Annotated in this window: 13 protein-coding genes; 5 read left to right on the top strand and 8 right to left on the bottom strand. The window is 73.5% G+C overall.

All coding sequences use genetic code 11. The annotated features are described in order from the left end of the window. Nucleotides 1–141 precede the first annotated feature (141 nt). The 3 genes from STTU_RS20750 to STTU_RS20740 form a co-directional block, all read right to left on the bottom strand. Nucleotides 142–1,374: a carboxymuconolactone decarboxylase family protein gene (locus STTU_RS20750; RefSeq protein WP_234019280.1), complete on the bottom strand. Its 1,233-nt coding sequence runs from the start codon at nucleotides 1,372–1,374 to the stop codon at nucleotides 142–144. A gap of 153 nt (nucleotides 1,375–1,527) precedes the next feature. Then, nucleotides 1,528–3,192 carry an FAD-dependent oxidoreductase gene (locus tag STTU_RS20745; protein ID WP_043255847.1) on the bottom strand — a complete coding sequence of 555 codons (1,665 nt, stop codon included), beginning with the start codon at nucleotides 3,190–3,192 and terminating at the stop codon, nucleotides 1,528–1,530. Beyond that, nucleotides 3,189–3,758 (bottom strand): DUF5987 family protein, encoded by a 570-nt coding sequence (locus STTU_RS20740; RefSeq protein WP_007826410.1) that lies wholly within the window; start codon nucleotides 3,756–3,758, stop codon nucleotides 3,189–3,191. The genes STTU_RS20745 and STTU_RS20740 overlap by 4 nt, the downstream gene beginning before the upstream one ends. Nucleotides 3,759–4,126: 368 nt before the next feature. Here STTU_RS20740 and STTU_RS20735 point away from each other — a divergent pair, with 368 nt between their 5' ends. After that, nucleotides 4,127–4,849, top strand: coding sequence for a helix-turn-helix transcriptional regulator (locus tag STTU_RS20735; RefSeq protein ID WP_007826407.1), 723 nt, complete (start codon nucleotides 4,127–4,129; stop codon nucleotides 4,847–4,849). A gap of 40 nt (nucleotides 4,850–4,889) precedes the next feature. On the opposite strand, the gene STTU_RS20730 is transcribed toward STTU_RS20735, so the two are convergent. From STTU_RS20730 to STTU_RS20720, 3 genes are all read right to left on the bottom strand, one after another. Beyond that, the gene (locus tag STTU_RS20730; RefSeq protein ID WP_043257585.1) at nucleotides 4,890–6,158 is read right to left on the bottom strand and encodes a cytochrome P450; all 1,269 of its coding nucleotides are present in this window, start codon (nucleotides 6,156–6,158) and stop codon (nucleotides 4,890–4,892) included. Nucleotides 6,159–6,280: 122 nt separating this feature from the next. Then, nucleotides 6,281–7,261 carry a DUF1702 family protein gene (locus STTU_RS20725; RefSeq protein ID WP_007826404.1) on the bottom strand — a complete coding sequence of 327 codons (981 nt, stop codon included), beginning with the start codon at nucleotides 7,259–7,261 and terminating at the stop codon, nucleotides 6,281–6,283. A gap of 14 nt (nucleotides 7,262–7,275) precedes the next feature. Beyond that, on the bottom strand, nucleotides 7,276–8,268 hold the full coding sequence (locus tag STTU_RS20720; RefSeq protein WP_078519015.1) for a DUF1702 family protein: 993 nt from the start codon (nucleotides 8,266–8,268) through the stop codon (nucleotides 7,276–7,278). Nucleotides 8,269–8,630: 362 nt separating this feature from the next. Between STTU_RS20720 and STTU_RS20715 the strand changes: the two genes are divergently transcribed. The 3 genes from STTU_RS20715 (at nucleotide 8,631) to STTU_RS20705 (ending at nucleotide 13,450) form a co-directional block, all read left to right on the top strand. Beyond that, entirely contained in the window at nucleotides 8,631–9,218 is a 588-nt protein-coding gene (locus tag STTU_RS20715; RefSeq protein ID WP_007826401.1) for a YdeI/OmpD-associated family protein, read from the top strand. 148 nt (nucleotides 9,219–9,366) lie between these two features. After that, on the top strand, nucleotides 9,367–10,008 hold the full coding sequence (locus STTU_RS20710) for an RraA family protein (protein ID WP_007826400.1): 642 nt from the start codon (nucleotides 9,367–9,369) through the stop codon (nucleotides 10,006–10,008). A gap of 166 nt (nucleotides 10,009–10,174) precedes the next feature. Next, a complete protein-coding gene (locus STTU_RS20705; protein WP_007826399.1) occupies nucleotides 10,175–13,450 on the top strand; it encodes a tetratricopeptide repeat protein in 3,276 nt (1,091 codons plus the stop codon). A 263-nt stretch (nucleotides 13,451–13,713) separates the two neighbouring features. On the opposite strand, the gene STTU_RS20700 is transcribed toward STTU_RS20705, so the two are convergent. Both STTU_RS20700 and mca read right to left on the bottom strand, forming a co-directional pair. Beyond that, entirely contained in the window at nucleotides 13,714–13,971 is a 258-nt protein-coding gene (locus STTU_RS20700) for a hypothetical protein (RefSeq protein WP_199785031.1), read from the bottom strand. Further along, nucleotides 13,972–14,853 carry a mycothiol conjugate amidase Mca gene (mca, locus tag STTU_RS20695; RefSeq protein ID WP_009065874.1) on the bottom strand — a complete coding sequence of 294 codons (882 nt, stop codon included), beginning with the start codon at nucleotides 14,851–14,853 and terminating at the stop codon, nucleotides 13,972–13,974. A 223-nt stretch (nucleotides 14,854–15,076) separates the two neighbouring features. Between mca and STTU_RS20690 the strand changes: the two genes are divergently transcribed. Beyond that, nucleotides 15,077–15,502 carry a DUF4307 domain-containing protein gene (locus tag STTU_RS20690; RefSeq protein ID WP_007826396.1) on the top strand — a complete coding sequence of 142 codons (426 nt, stop codon included), beginning with the start codon at nucleotides 15,077–15,079 and terminating at the stop codon, nucleotides 15,500–15,502. The last annotated feature ends 15 nt before the right edge of the window (nucleotides 15,503–15,517 follow it).

The following is a 15,517-nucleotide window of genomic DNA, read 5'->3' as shown; positions in this document are numbered from 1 at the left end:
GTAATTCCGCTGCGCTGCCCATTGTGTGGCGAGACGATCGCCCTCCTCTTCTCTTCCGGTGCTCACTCGAAACGGTCATGAAGCGGGCGAGGAATCAGGAGAAGAAGGCTTTCCGAAACGGCGAAAGCGTGAGGGCGTCGCTCAACGCCTTTTCCGCCCGCCGGTCGGTTCCGGGGGTGGCGGTCCGGGGTCGGGTGGGGTGCGGGGGTCGGGTGGGGTGCCGGGGGCGGGTGGGGTTCCGGAGTCGGGTGAGGCGCCGGGGCCGGGTGAGGTGCCGGTGTCGGGTGAGGCGCCCGTGTCGGGTGCCGGGCCGGGTTCGGGTGACGTGCGCGGGTGGACGGGGCACTGACCGGCCGGGGCGGGTTCGGGTGCCACCGCCGAGGGTGCCGTCCGGCCGGTGGCGTCTTCGGTGCCCGCCGCATCGGTACCGGTTTCACCGTCCGTGAGACGGGTCGCGGCGTGGCGGGCGGTGGTGAAGGCCGCCCAGGAGGTCAGCGCGAGAAGGTCGTCGGGGGTCCGTCCGAGGCGGAGGAAGGGGAGCACCGCCGGCTCCGCCACCCGGTAGGAGGCGAAGGCGGTGAGCAGGACGAGGCGTCCCGCGGGGCGGTCCTGGGGGGACAGCTCGGCGAGAGCGGTGTCGAGCCAGGTGGTGGCGAGCCCCGGTGGGGTCCCGTCCCAGACCGCGAGCCGCTCGTGGAGCAGGGCGCGGACCGACGGGGTGAGGGCGGGGGTGGCCGGGGCGTCGATGGCCGCCGCGGCGCGGGCGAAGGCACCGGCCACGGTGGGAGTGCGCCGCGCCCAGTGGAGGTCGGGCGGGAGGGGGGCCGAGGGGAGGAGGTCGAGCGAGCGGCCCGGTTCCTGGTGGCGGAGGGCGTGTTGCCGCAGGGTGCGCCCCATGAGGAGGGTGGCGACCCGGCGCACCGCGGCGGGCGCGTCGGCGGGGATGGGCGGGGGGCCGAGGAAGATGTTGACCATGCGGTTGAGGTAGTGGAAGGTCGCGGCCGTCCCGATGGCCTCCGGCAGGTGGCCGGGGTCGAGGGGAGCCGGTTCCCGGCCGGTGGCGGCCCAGCGGGCGAGGGCGCGCAGCCGCGGGTCGGCCACGGAGTCGGCGGCTCCCCCGGCGAGGGCGGCGGAGTCGGGGCCCGGGAGGAGCGCGTGCAGCGCCGTCCCGTGGACCTGGACGCAGTAGGGGCAGGAGTTGGCCTGCGAGACGGCGGAGGCGATCGCCTCCTTGTCGCCGCGTGTCATCCGCCCGGTGGCGAGGAGCGTCTCGCGGAGCATGATCCAGGTGGCGGCCAGGAGCGGGGGGCTGGGGGTGTGCAGGGCCACGGGAGGCGCGAGCATCCCGAAGTCGCGTTCGGTCTCCTCATGCACGACGGCCGCCAGTCCCCGGGCGTCGGCGGGTGCGAGAGGGGCGAAGTACCGGATCCGTGTCGACGACCGTCGCACGGCCTTACGCATGAGCAGGCGGTACATCAGGCGCCTTCTTCCTGTCGGGGCGTCGGTTGCCTGGCGCGGGCGCGGGCGTCAGTTGCCGGTCAGGTAGGGAAGCTGGCGGCGCGTCCCGGCGCGCGCGGCCGTGCCGCCGTCAGGGGTGGGGGCGCCGTAGGTGACGTCGATGCCCCGGTCGCGGGCCGCCTGGACGATGCCGGGCATCGCGCGTTCGGCGAGGGCCGAGATGGTGAGCGCGGGGTTCACGGTCAGGGCGCCGGGGACGGCTGAGCCGTCGGTGACGAAGATGCCGGGGTGCCCACGCAGTTCGTGGCGGTCGTCGAGGGCGGAGGTGTGGGGGTCGTCGCCGATGCGGCAGGACGCCAGGGGGTGGACGGTGTAGGCGCCCACGACGTCGTTCGTCCAGGGCATGACGCGGGAGAGCCCGTCGCGTTCGAGGATGTCCTTGACGGCCGCGTCCGATTCGGCCCAGGCGCGCTGGGTGTTGGCGGAGGGCCGGTACTGGAGGGAGCCGCGGCCGAGCATCTGCTGGGAGATGCGGACGGCGTTGCCGGTGGGCGGGGGCGGGCCGAACACGCCCTCGTTGTCGTCCTCGATCATGGTGAAGATGGTCAGCCAGGACTGCCACTGCTTGACCAGTTCCTTCTTCCGCGGGCCGAACCAGCTGGGGCCCTCGGCGTCGGGCACCTGGGCGAGGATGGTGCCGAACCCGGGCGGGAAGTAGAGCTGTTCGAGGGAGTAGCGGGAGTGCTCGGGCAGGTTCCCGTCGAGGTTGTCCCAGCTCGCCACGACCGGGCCCTTGCCGATCTGGTTGGCGAGGTAGGCGGTGTTGTCGCCGCGGTCCAGGCCGAGGAGGTCGCGGGCCTTCTCCTCGTCGATGACGGCCGTGTTGAGGCGCTCGCCGTTGCCGGAGAAGTAGCGGCCGACGGCGTGCGGCATGGTGCCGAGGTCGGCCTCGGAGCGCTGGAGGATCGTGGGCGTGGCCCCGGCCCCGGCGGCGAGGACGACGAGCTTCGCGTCGATGGTGCCGCTGCCGGTGTGCACCCGGTAGTCGCTCTCGTCGACGGTCGCGTAGTGGACGCGGTAGCCGCCGTCGTCGGTCCGGCTGAGTTTCTGCACCTCGTGCAGGGGGCGTATCTCGGCGCCGTACGCGCGGGCCGCGGGCAGGTAGTTGAGCAGCAGGGAGCGTTTGGCGTCGAACCGGCAGCCGGCCATCATCCAGTTGCAGTTGGTGCACTTGCTGTTGTCGACGGCGGTGGGGACGGGGTTCGCGGTCCGCCCGGCGTGGTCGCAGGCGGCGGCGAAGAGCCCGCCCGCGTAGGAGACGTCGTTCCAGTCCTGAGTGGTGACCGGCAGCGCCTCGCTGACCATGTCGTACCAGGGATCGAGGGTGTCCCGGGTGAGCGAGGAGGGCCACATGCGGCGGCCGATGGAACCGGTGCGTTCGAACACGAAGCGCGGGGCGCGGGGCATCGCGGCGAAGTAGACGACGCTGCCGCCGCCGACGCAGTTGCCGCCGAGCAGGCTCATGCCGTCGCCGACGACGAAGTCGAAGATGCGGGTGTACGAGGAGCCGAGGAGGAAGTCGTGCTCGAAGTCCTGCGACTCCAGCCAGGGCCCGCGTTCCAGCAGGGTCACCTTCGCGCCGCCGGCGGCGAGGTGGTAGGCGGCGATGGCGCCGCCGAATCCGCTGCCCACGACGAGGACATCGGTGCGTTCCGAGCTGTGAGGACTGTTCACGCCAGACTCCCGGAGGGTGCGGTGTCGGGGTGGAGACGGGCCAGGGGGCGGTTGTACGAGAAGGCGGGGAAGCGCCACAGGCCGTCCGGGTCGGGGGCGGAGAAGCCGATCGCGGAGAGGCCGGGGTGCCCGGCGGCGATCGCCTCGGCCGTGTGCAGGTGGGCTCCGGTGTCGAAGGCCATGTTGCAGAAGAGCGCGAGCAGGACCCACAGCTCCCGCTCGGGGTGCCCGGGGGCGACGAGGGCGGCGACGAGGGCGGTGCGCTCCTCGTGGGAGAGCGCGACGAAGGGCGGGACGTCGGTGTCCAGTCGCAGCCCGTACCGCTCGGCGTGCCCGGTGGCGTGCCCGTTCAGGGAGAGGACGTAGTCGTCCAGGGCGTCGACGAGCCCGGTGGCGGGCGTCTCCAGCAGTTCGAGGGCCCCGGCGGCGACCGCGCCGGGGCCGGGGGCGGCGCCGGCGACGGCACGGTCGTCGGCGGAGCGCTTCTCGCCCGGGACGATGGTGTCGGCGAACGCCTCCAGGGTGATGTTTCTGTCCGGACTTCCGCCGGGTTGGACTGATGTCATAGCCACTCCTTCTGGGCCGGGGATTAGTTGGCGAGCATTGTTCCGGTGAAAATTGACTCTGTCGATAGTCCAACACGTGAAGGCTCGCAACATCTCCGGTATTGCTGTTTCAGGAGGTGCGCCGGGGGGCCATATATTCCCCTGGTCTATGCCCTCGAAACATATAAAGGATGCTTGTTCGAGCCTGATCCGTACTGCTAATATCCATTTCCGCTGTGAGCGTTCCAGGTCGTACATCGTTCGGTGACCCCCATGGCGCCGAATTCAACAGACCTGATCGCTTTCTCACTGCCCTGGGAGGGTAAATGGAGAGCGGGAAGAGTGCGGCGCCAAATATCGTCGATGCTGTGAAGCGATCCATCGAAGTTATGCAGGAGAACCTCTCGGAGCCGCTGAGCATCGACGACATCGCCGGATTTGCCATGTACAGCAAATTCCACTTCTCCCGCGAGTTCCAGCGCGTCACAGGCGTCTCACCAGGCCGTTTCCTCTCGGCGATGCGCATCCGGGAGGCCAAGAGGCTCTTGCTGACGACGGACCTGACCGTCACAGCCATCAGCCACACCGTCGGGTACAACAGCGTGGGCACCTTCAGCTCTCGATTTTCCGCAAGCGTCGGAATTTCACCCTCTGACTACCGGCGATTCAACGGGTTCGTCCACTCGGTGAAACTCGCAAGAAAGACGGACAGCGGTCCGGGGAGTTCGGTATGCGGTTCCGTAACCGCACCGGAGGGGGCGGATCTGGGGCTGATATTCCTCGGCCTTTTCCCCACCAGGGTGCCCGAGGGAAAGCCGGTGAGTTGTACCGTGCTTCCTCTCCCCGGCCCTTTCGAAATCACGGGTGTTCCCGCGGGTACGTGGTTTCTTCTGGGGCATTCCGTTCCCGGGCACGCATGCGAGGCCCTGACGGAGGACCAAGCGGTTCATGTGGGTTCCCTCGGCCCGCTGGAGATACGGCGCGACGCACCGGTGAGCCCGACCGCGTTCCGGCTGCGCGAGATGCGCGTTCTCGATCCCCCCATCCTGGTGGCTCTGCAGCGCGTGCGGTCGAAGGCGTTCGAGACGGACATCGTCCGGGCTGCCGGATGACGTGGTGGTGCGGCGGGGCCGGCGGCCCCGCCGCGAGCGGTCACCGCACGGGGTGGACCGTCACGGGCAGCCCGTCCCTCATGCCCAGCGAGAGCATCGGCTGCGCCACCACCCGGTGACCCGGCACCTTCTCCAGGCGCAGCTCGCGGCAGAGCAGCGCCACCGTGAAGACCGCCTCCATGAGCCCCAGGCTGCTCCCCACGCAGACCCGCGGCCCGGCCCCGAAGGGGATGTGCGCGTACCGGGGGCGGTCGCCCCGGGCACCCGGCAGGAACCGCTCGGGGCGGAACTGCTCCGGCGCCTCCCAGAAGCGGGGGTGACGGTGCAGCGTGAACGGGGAGACCAGGACGTCGGCTCCGGCCGGGACGTGGAGCCCCCCGATCTCGTCGTCGGCCTGCGCCTGCCGCGGCAGAATCCACACCGGCGGGTACAGCCGCATGACCTCCTCCACCGTGGCCGTCGTGAACGGCAGCCGCTGCAGGTCCTCGTAGGAGGGCAGCCGGTCGCCGAGCACCTCCACGGCCTCCTCGTGCAGGCGCTCGCGGACCTCCGGGTGCCGGTCGATCAGGTAGCAGGTCCAGCCGAGCGTCGACGCGGTGGTCTCGTGCCCGGCCAGCAGCAGCGTGATCAGTTCGTCCCGCAGCCGTCGGCGCCCGGTCGAGGCGTCGGTCTCCTCGCCCACCGAGGCGATGAGCCGCGACAGCGCGTCCGTACCGTCCCCCGCGTCGGCGCCCTTCGGGTGCCCGGACTCCGTCAGCCGCTCCACGACGTGCTGGAGGCGGGCGCGCGCGTGCCGGAAGCGCAACTGGCCGGGCAGCGGCACCCAGGTGGGCACCGCGTTCATCGTCACCATCTCGAACATGGCCTGGTCCTGGACCGCCTCGAAGGCGTGGCCGAGGCCGTCGAACCCGCCGAGGTCGGAGGCGAGCAGCGTGCGGCCCAGCACGCCGAGGGTCAGGCCCGTCAGTTCCTGATCCAGCCGCACCGGTCCGTGCCCCGCGCGGGCGCGCAGCCGCGCGACCAGGGCGGCGGCCTCCTGCGCGACGGCATCGGCCTGCCCCGCGATCCGCTTGTGCTGGAAGGCCGGCTGGACGACCTTGCGCTGCCGTCGCCACAGCTCGCCCTCACTGGTCAGCAGCCCGTCCCCCAGCGCGCGTCGGGCCTGCACGAGCCCGATGCCCTTGTGGTAGTTGGCGGCGTTGTCGGCCAGGACGTGCTTGGCGTGGTCCGGGTGGTTGAAGAAGTAGAGCGTCTTCGGGCCCATCGGGAGCCGCACGGCATCGCCGTACCCGGCCGCCGCCGTCATCATCGCCAGCCGGTCGCCCGCGAGTTGCCGGAGCAGGGACGGAAGCGCCCGCACCGGCGGGGACGCGTAGCCGGTACGGGGACGGGCGGACCTGCGGCGTGTCGCGAGGCGCACCCCCGGGGCCCTCACCGCAGCCCCTCTTCGCCGCCGGTGATCCGGGCGGCGATCGCCCGGCGCCACTCCTCGTACGCCGGGAGCGGGCCCGTCGCCGCACCGCGCGGGCGCACGTCCTGGGTAATGGCCGCCGCCTCCTCGGGCTCCATGCCGCACAGCACACGGGTGGCCCGCGCGGTCTGCGGCATGAGCAGTCCGGCGCGCAGCCGGGCCTCCGCCGCGAAGGCGCTCCCCTGCGCGAGCGAACCCCGGTGTTCGCCCGCCCGCTTGACGAGCCCGGTCAGCTCCCGCTCGCCGGAGCCGGCCGCGTACGTGGCGGCCAGCCCGACACCCCCGTAGAGGTCGGACCGGCGGGCCTCGGGGAACGTGCCGATGGTGTCGGCGACGAGATCGGTGTCGGTACCGCAGACGAACCACAGCGCCCGGCCGATGCCCTGGTCGATCGCGTTGCCCGCGTACTCCGGGTGGTCGTGCGCGGGCCAGGGAAAGCGCGCCTCGCGGTAGCGCTGACGCACGTAGCGCTCCGTGCGGAAGTACGCCTGGTGGAAGCCGTAGCCGTCGAGCACCAGCCAGCGCAGCAGCGGGTCGAGGGCGTCGATGTCGGCCCACAGGGACTTCGGCAGCCGTCCCATGGACCAGCCGATGCCGACGTAGATCATGTACTCGTGGGCGGCGCCCTCCCCGGCCAGCAGCCGGCGCACATGGCCGCGGCCCAGGCCCGGTATGCCGTCGAGCATCGCGGCGCCCATGCCCGCGCCCTCGTAGGCGAAGCCGCGGAACTGGTCCGGCACCTGGCGCAGGCCCTCCTCGGCCTCGGCCGTCGAGGAGGCGGCCACCACGTGGCCGTACCCCTCCAGGAACCGTGCCCCGACCGTCTCCAGCAGGCGCTGGGACTCCGGGTCCTTGCGGTGGAATCCGCGTTTCTCCAGCAGCGTCTCGGAGACCTTCGGTGTCAGGACCCGTCGCCGGATCCGTCCTGTGATGTGCGGCATCTGCCTTCTCCTCCTCAGGTTCGGTCGTGGGTGCGCGGGCCGAGTCGGGTGCTGAGCGCGCCTCTCCAGCGCTCGTAGGCCGGGACCGGTCCCGGAGCCTCGTCCCGGACGGCGCAGTCGTCGGCCAGGGCGACCGCCGCCGGGACCGAGAGGTCGGTCAGGGCGCGGGCGGCGAGGGTGGTGTGCGCGGGCACGTGCCCGGCCAGGTCGCGGGCGCGGATCGCGAAGACCGCGCCCTGGGCCAGTTCGGGCCGGTGGCCGCCCGCCAGCCGGCGCAGGGCCGCGAAGCCGTCGGCGTCGCAGCCGCCCGCGAAGGCGGCGGCGAGCCCGACCCCGCTCCACAGGTCCGCCTGCCGGTGACCGGCGAAGGCACGTACGGCGGCATCGACCCGCTCAGGCCGGGCTCCGTGGATGAACCACAGCGCCCGGCCGATGCCCTGGTCCACGGCGCGCGGGAAGTACTCGGGCGCGCCCTGCCACGGGTAGGCCGCCGGGACCCGCTGCTCCTTCACCCAGCGGCGGGTGTGGAAGTAGGCGAGGTCGAAGCCGTAGCCGTCCACCGCCAGCCAGCTCATCACGGGGTGGTACGGCTGGCCGGGGAGGTCGGGGAGCACCTTCTTCCACAGCACGCGCGGCAGCCGCGCCATGGCGAAGCCGATGCCGATGTAGGCCAGCAGGACGTGCGGACGGCCGGGCCCCTGGAGCAGGGTCCGGGTGCGGTCGCCGCGACGCCCCATGGCGTCCAGCACGGTGCACGCCATCGTCGCGCCCTCGTAGGCGAAGCCGCGCTGCTCGACGTCGACCAGTTCCAGCCGGGGCGCCAGGTCGTCCAGCCCTTTGGCCTCGATGGCCCACTCGAAACCGCAGACCACGGCGCGGGGCACCGCCTGGAGCCCGGCCGCGGGGCTGTCGGCGGGTAGCGGGGGAAACCCGCGTCGCGCGAAGGAGACTTCCGCGAGCGGTGGGGCGAACAGTGTCCGCCGGAGCGATCCGATAGTTCTCGCCACATGCCCTCCACAGGTTCCGAAGCCGGAATCTCATCTTCGGGCCGGGGCAGCGGCACGACATCTCCCGCGTTGCCGACCGCCAACTCCGGGCGCGCCCCGCTGCCGTGACGCCCCCACATGTCATATGCCCCAAGCGCGCGGTCCCGTGGCACCGCGGCGGGAATTCCCCTCGGCGGGACCGCGCCCCGACGGGACCGCGCCCCGACGGGTTCGCGCCCCTCGACGCGACTACTCCCCGACGCGCCGGGGTGGTCGCGCCGCGCGCTGGCCGGGGTACCGGTCGGCCACCGCCCGGAGGACTTCGGCCCCCTCACCTCGGCGGGCCGTTGACCGTGCCCGTCCGGTGGCCTTGGATACCGTTCATGGCTGAACCATCGAGCGCGCAGGACCCGGTTCTCGGCTTCGCCACCCGGGCGGACTGGGAGGAGTGGCTGGAGCAGCACCACGCCGTGGCCCCGGGGGTGTGGCTGCGCATCCCGAAGAAGGGCTCCGGGCTGGTCGGTGTCGACTACGCCACGGCGCTGGAGTCGGCGCTGTGCTTCGGCTGGATCGACGGGCACAAGAAGAAGCTGGACGAGCGGCACTGGTTGCAGCGCTTCAGCCCGCGGCGACCCACCAGCAAGTGGTCCCAGGTGAACCGGGACAAGGTGGCCCGCCTCGTCGAGGAGGGCCGGATGCGGGCGTCCGGTCTCGCCGAGGTCGAGAGGGCCAAGGCGGACGGCCGCTGGGCGGCGGCGTACGCGAGCCCGAGCAAGGCCGTGGTGCCCGACGACCTCCGGGCCGCGCTCGACGCGGTGCCCGCCGCCGCCGCGTTCTTCGCCACGCTCGACAGCGGCAACCGCTACGCGATCCTCTACCGCGTCGAGGACGCCAAGAGGCCGCAGACCCGCGCCTCCCGGATCGAGAAGTTCGTCGCGATGCTCGCCGAGGGCAGGAAGCCCCGCCCCTGACGGACCGGGCACCGCGACGGCGAGGCGCGGCGGGCAGGGGCGCGGCGTCCCCGTACCCCCGCGCCTTCCACTCCCCCGGAAGCCGCGGACGGCCCCGCTCGGGCCGGTGGCATGATCCGTGGTGACCACACCGAGAAGGAGCGCGCGTATGAGTGACGTCGAGGAGTCCGGGGAGTTCGCGGAGTTCGGGGAGGTGCCGTCGACCACCCTGGCCGAGGTGCTGGGCGGGGCGCAGGTCATGGATGCCGGAATACGGCCGCTGTGGGGGCCCGGACCGCGGCTCGCGGGGCCCGCGTACACCGTGCGGTGCGTGCCGGGCGACAACCTCATGCTGCACGCGGCGATCTACCGGGCCGCGCCGGGCTCGGTCGTCGTCGTGGAGTCCGGGGACCTGGAGTACGCGCTCGCGGGCGGGAACGTGTGCGCCGTGGCGCAGCGGCGCGGGATCGCCGGTTTCGTCGTGGACGGCGTGATCCGCGACCTCGGCGAGGTGCGCGCGGCCGGATTCCCCGTGTACGCGCGGGGCATTGTGCCGGTGCCCGGTACGAAGAAGGGGCTCGGCTCGCTCGGCGAGGAGGTGCGCTGCGGGGGCGTGGGCGTACGCGCGGGGGACCTCGTCGTGGCGGACGAGGAGGGCGTCGTCGTGACCCCGGCCGCGCGGGCGGCCGAGGTGCTGCGCACGGCACGGGAGCGGCTGGCCGCGGAAGAGGCGCAGTCGCTCGACGACTGGGAGGCGCGGCACCGCGCGAAGGTCGAGGAGGCGCTGCGGGCCGTGGGGTACACGGACTGACGGCCCGCCGTTCCGTACGGGGCACGGCGCCCCGTACCGCCCCAAAGCCCCCTCCCCACCGACCGGGAAGTGCGATCACCCCGAGTTCCGGGAACCGTTCTCGCATCTGTGTGCGACGACCGTGGTAGAGGTCCCGGGGAGACACGGGGGACGGGAAGGGGCTGGCATGGCGCAGGAGTCGGCGGGGCGGGCGGGGCTGCGGGCCGAGCATCGGGCGGAGGCGGAGCGGCTGTTGACGCGTTCCGTGGACGAGGAGGTGCGGCGCGGCGGCGGGAAGCTCGACGCGACCGTGCTGCTCGGGCGGGCGAGGGCGGCAGTGGACGAGTGGACGGCTCCCGCGGCGGAGGAGTACGCGGCGTACACGGCGGCGCTCGACGAGGCGGCGGCGGGCGCGGTCAGCATCTCCACTGCCTTCTCGCCGCGCACCCTCGGCGGTCCGCTGCTCGTCACGGCGACGGCGACGGCCGCCGCCTTCGTCGCGGACGTCGTGCTGGGCACGGGGGTCGGGGCGGCCGTCGGGGCCGGTGCCACGGTCGCGGTGGCGGGCGCGGCGACGACCTTCGTGAAGGCGACGGCCGGGTACTGGCCGGCCGCGCACCACCGGGCCGGGGCCCTGGGCCAGCCCGGCGGGCTCGAACAGGCCCGCCTGCAGTGGCTCACGGCCCTGGAGGTCCGGGGCATCCGCCCGTACCTCGACCAACAGCGCCTGCTGGCCCGTAGCGTGGCGGCGGGCACGGGCGGCAGGAGCACGGGGCGGCGCTCCGGGCTCGTCCGGACGACGGACCGCGGGGCCGCGGCGCGGCGCCGCTCGGTGCTGGAGCAGTCCTTCGCGCACCTCCCGGAGGCGGACGGGGTGTTCGCGGGGCGGCGGGCCGAACTCGCGGAGATCGCGCGGCTCGTGGGCGCGGCGCGGGCGGCGACGCGGACGCGACCGGTCGTCGTGGTGCTGCACGGGGAGCCGGGCGCCGGCCGGACGACGCTCGCGGTACGGGCCGCGCACGCGCTGCGGGATCAGTTCAAGGGCGCCTGCGTCGTGGACCTGCGCGGCGGCAGCCCGGACACCCCGCCGCTCCCGACCCGCGACGCGCTCATGCACCTGCTCAACCGCCTCGGCGCCCCGCGCGAGCAACTGCTCTTCCGGGACCGCAGCTCTTCGGAGCAACAGGTGCGGAAGCTCACGGAGTTGTACCGCAAGCACCTGCACGGGCTGCCGGTCGCGGTGATCCTGGACGACGCCTCCGACGCGGCGCAGGTACGGGCCCTGCTGCCCGAGCACTCCGACAGCCTCGTCCTGGTGACGGCGCGCGCCCCGCTGGACCTGACCGATCCGGGTGCCGACTCGGCCGAGGAGGACGGCGCCTGGGTGCACCAGTTCCCGGTGGGGGCGCTCGAAGCGGCGGGCGCGGAGGAGGTCGTACGGGCGGGCGCGGGGCCGCTGACCGGCCCGTACGACGCCGAAGCGATGGACGGGATCGGGGAGTTGTGCGGCGGGCTGCCGCTCGCGCTGCGGATCGCGGGCTCGGCGCTCGGGGCGCGCACCCCGCGCGGCCTCGTCGCCGACCTCGCCGCCTACGGTCCCGTCGCCCCGGTGGAGCGGGCGCTGTGGCTGCGGTACACGGACCTCGCGCCCGAGGGGCAGCGGTTGTTGCGGCGGCTCGCGCTCGCGGGCCGGGCCTCGCTCGGCGCGGGCGCGGCGGCGGCGCTGCTCGACGTGCCGGAGCGGACGGCGACGGGGCTGCTCGCCGAACTGGCGGCGGCCGGGCTCGTCGACCACGTGCGCGGGGACAGGTACCGGCTCCACGACGTCGTCAGGGCGTTCGCGCGCACGCGACTCGCGGACGAGGAGGAGGCGGCGGAGCGGACCGCCGCGCTGGAGCGGTTGATCGTCGACTACGGCGAACTGGCGGACGCGGTGATCCGGCTCGTGGACGGCAAGACGTCCACGCGGGTCGGCGCCCCCGGCCCGCACGGATTCGCCTCGCTGGAGGCGGCCTTGGGGTGGCTGGACGAGGAATCCAGCTTCATCACGGCGGCGTTGCGGCAGGCGGAGGGGGTCGACCAGCGCGCGGTGCTCGATCTGCTCGGCGCGCTGTGCGACTACTGCCTGCTGCGCGGGGACCTCTACCGCCTGGGCGAGATCAGCGAGGTGACGGAGGCGGTGGACAAGGGGCTGCTCGGGCGCTCGGTGCAGTGGCGCAAGGGCATCGCGGCACGGCAGCTCGGCGAGCTGGACACGGCCCGTACGACGCTCGCCTCCGTCGTCGACCTGTACCGCGAGGCGCGCAACGAGCCCGGCACGGCGCGCGCGCTCGGCTCGCTCGGCATCACCCTGCACCACCAGGGGCGCCTGCCCGAGGCGGCCGAGAAGCTGCGCGAGGCGGTGGCGCTCCAGAGCGGGCCCGCGCTCGGCGGCGACCGGGGCTGGACGCTCCACGCGCTCGCCGCCGTGGAGCGCGACCGGGGATACCCGGGCGAGGCGCTCACGCTCCTGCGGGAATCGCTCGCCCTGCACCGCGACAACGAGTCCGTGCACGGACTCGCCTGGGCGCACTACCAGTTGGGCCAGGTGTGGCTGCGGCTCGACGAGGTCGCGCGGGCCTCGGACTCGCTCCAGGAGGCGCTGGAGCTGTACGGGCGCACGCGCGACGGGCGCGGCGAGGCGTGGGCACTGACCCAGCTCGCGCGCGCCGAGCTGGTCGCCGGGGACTCGGCGGCGGCCGTCGAGGGGCTGCGCGCCGCGCTGAGCCGCCACCGCGAGAACGAGGACGCGCGCGGCGAGGCGTGGACGCGGTACTACCTGGGGCAGGCGCTCGACGCGGAGGGCGTCGGGGACCCGGCGCTGCGCGAACTGGAGCGGGCGCGCACGATGTTCTCGCGGATGCGGGACGTGTACGGGCTCGCCTGCTCCCGGCACCACTCGGCGCGCCTCACGCGCGACCACCGCGCCGCCCGCACGGGCTCGCTGCGCAACAGCGGCTTCGCGCGCCAGCTCCTCGTCGACGCGCGCGCCGACTTCCGGCGCATGGCGCTCGCGCACGGCGAGGCGTGGACGTGCCTCGAACTGGCGGTGATCGACGCGGGCAACGCGCGGCTCGCGCAGGCGGTCGAGCTGGCCGAGGAGGCGGGCCGGCTCTTCGGCTCGTACGGGGACCGCAGGGGCGGGGACTGGGCGCGCTTCCTGCACGCCTCGCTGCTGCCGTACGCGTCGGCGGGCGGCTTCGAGGTGGGCGCGGCGGTGGCCGAGGAGGAACTGACCGCACTCGCGGCGGCGCCCCACCCGGCCCGCGACGAAGCCCTCGGCGGATACGTGGAGGGCTACCGGCTCCTGCTCGGCCGGGGCGCGGTCCCCGAGGACGGCTGGCAGGGCTGGCGCCTCGGCATGATCCCGGGCCGCCACGCACGGGAGGTCATGGGCGTGGAGGCGGACCGGGCGGGGTGGTGAGGGGGAGGCGCGTGCGGGGCGCGGGGGCGCGCACCCGCACCCCCGGGCCAAGACCCCGGGCCGCGCCCTCGCCGGGTACGCCGACGGCGCGGCGCGGCGCCCAGGCACGTACCGCCCGTCCCGCCGCGTACCGCCTCGCCGGAACCGCCGCCCGGACCGTCCGGCCGGGCGCACCCGGCCCCGCTGCCGACCCGGCCCCGCCGCCCGGCCCCCGGCCCGCCGCCCCGCGCTGCTCGCGTCGAGGCTCGGGTCCGGGGGCCGGGTCAGCCTCGGCCGGGCGTGCCGGCCTTCGTCGTGCTGGTCTCCGCCGTGTTGTTCTCCGTCGCCGACGGGTCCTCCGGCTCCTTGAAGTCGACCTTCCGCATGTGGCGGTTCATGGACTTCATCAGGGCCCAGACACCCGCCGCCATGACCGCGAAGACGACGAAGCCGAGGAGACCGGGGGTCACCTTGTCGGCGTCGACTTCGGCGAGGGGGACGAAGTGGATCATGGCCTGGCCTGCGCTCGCGCTTCCGCTCATTCAGCCATTGTCACGGATGCCCGCAAAGAGGTCGTCCTCGGGGAGGGACGTTTCGACCAGAGACTTCGCCAGCTCGAAGTCCTCGGTCGGCCAGACCTCCTTCTGGATCTCCATCGGGATGCGGAACCAGCCGCCGTCCGGGTCGATCTGCGTGGCGTGCGCGATGAGCGCCTTGTCGCGGATCTCGAAGTAGTCGGCGGCCGGGACGAAGGTGGTCAGCGTGCGCTCGGTGCGCTCCGACTCCTCCCAGCGCTTGAGCCAGTCGCCGTACGGGGACTCCAGGCCGCGCGCGAGCAGCGCCTCGTGCAGCGCCTCGGTGCGCTGGCGGTTGAAGCCCTGGTTGTAGTAGAGCTTCGCGGGCTGGAAGACGGGGCCGAACTCCGCCTCGGGGAAGCGCTCCGCGTCGGCCGCGCCGTCGAAGGCCGCCATGCTGATCCTGTGGGTCATGATGTGGTCGGGGTGCGGGTAGCCCCCGTTCTCGTCGTAGGTCGTGACGACCTGCGGGCGGAAGGAGCGGATCTCGCGCACGAGCCGCCCGGCCGCCTCCTCGACGTCCACGAGCCCGAAGCAGCCCTCCGGGAGCGGCGGCAGCGGGTCGCCCTCGGGGAGGCCGGAGTCGACGTAGCCGAGCCACGTCTGCTGGACGCCGAGGATCTCGCGGGCCTCGTCCATCTCCTTCCGGCGGACCTCGTGGATGTTCTCCTCGATGTAGGGGTCACCCTGGAGCTTCGGGTTGAGGATGGACCCGCGCTCGCCCCCGGTGCAGGTGACGACCAGCACGTCCACCCCCTCCGCGACGTACTTCGCCATCGTGGCGGCGCCCTTGCTGGACTCGTCGTCGGGGTGGGCGTGCACGGCCATCAGGCGCAGCTTCTCAGTCAAGACTCGTTCCTCAGGTGTTCGTCGCGACGACCGCGATCCTGCCGTTGATCCCGCCGCGCGCGGCCTGGGGGCGGGGTCCGGCCGGCCGGGCAGGGGCTTCTATAGTGACGGAACCGGCAAGCGGAAAATTCCGGCTTCCGCGCATCGGGAACACGCCGCGCGAGACGGCGCCCACCGGTGGCCACGGGCGACACGCACCGAGGACTCGGGCGAAGGGACGATCATGACGGCGACCGCACCCGGCACGGCCGAGGCCGACGCCGACGCCGCCCGCGCGTTCGCGAGCCGCTACGGGCGCGACAAGCGCACCGACAAGCAGCTCAAGACCGCCGGCGCCGTGCTCGGCGTCCTCTTCCTCGTGGTCGTGGGCTGGCTCGGCTGGAGCTACATCGCCGGGCAGAAGCTGAGCGCCGAGGTCATCTCCTTCGACGTCTCCTCGGACCAGCACGTCAAGGTGCACCTCGAAGTCCGCAAGGCGAAGGACGCGCACGGCACCTGCACCGTCCGCTCGCAGGCCGCCGACGGCGCCGAGGTCGGCCGCGCCGACTTCCGCTTCGCGCAGTCCGCCCAGCGCGTCGACAAGGTCGTGACCCTCCGCACCACCGCGCGCGGCACGACCGCCGAGCTGATCGGCTGCCACGCCGACTAGGCCGCGCGCCGCGCG

Source organism: Streptomyces sp. Tu6071, from assembly GCF_000213055.1.
Taxonomy (GTDB): domain Bacteria; phylum Actinomycetota; class Actinomycetes; order Streptomycetales; family Streptomycetaceae; genus Streptomyces; species Streptomyces evansiae.
Note: the sequence above shows the minus strand (reverse complement) of the source record. Positions and strands in the feature narration are given on the sequence as shown.

Coding starts and splice junctions, on each gene's coding strand:
- STTU_RS20740 (WP_007826410.1), bottom strand. CDS start 3,758: ATGACATCAGTCCAACCCGGCGGAAGTCCGGACAGAAACATCACCCTG.
- STTU_RS20735 (WP_007826407.1), top strand. CDS start 4,127: ATGCAGGAGAACCTCTCGGAGCCGCTGAGCATCGACGACATCGCCGGA.
- STTU_RS20730 (WP_043257585.1), bottom strand. CDS start 6,158: ATGATGACGGCGGCGGCCGGGTACGGCGATGCCGTGCGGCTCCCGATG.
- STTU_RS20725 (WP_007826404.1), bottom strand. CDS start 7,261: ATGCCGCACATCACAGGACGGATCCGGCGACGGGTCCTGACACCGAAG.
- STTU_RS20715 (WP_007826401.1), top strand. CDS start 8,631: ATGGCTGAACCATCGAGCGCGCAGGACCCGGTTCTCGGCTTCGCCACC.
- STTU_RS20710 (WP_007826400.1), top strand. CDS start 9,367: ATGAGTGACGTCGAGGAGTCCGGGGAGTTCGCGGAGTTCGGGGAGGTG.
- STTU_RS20705 (WP_007826399.1), top strand. CDS start 10,175: ATGGCGCAGGAGTCGGCGGGGCGGGCGGGGCTGCGGGCCGAGCATCGG.
- STTU_RS20700 (WP_199785031.1), bottom strand. CDS start 13,971: ATGAGCGGAAGCGCGAGCGCAGGCCAGGCCATGATCCACTTCGTCCCC.
- STTU_RS20690 (WP_007826396.1), top strand. CDS start 15,077: ATGACGGCGACCGCACCCGGCACGGCCGAGGCCGACGCCGACGCCGCC.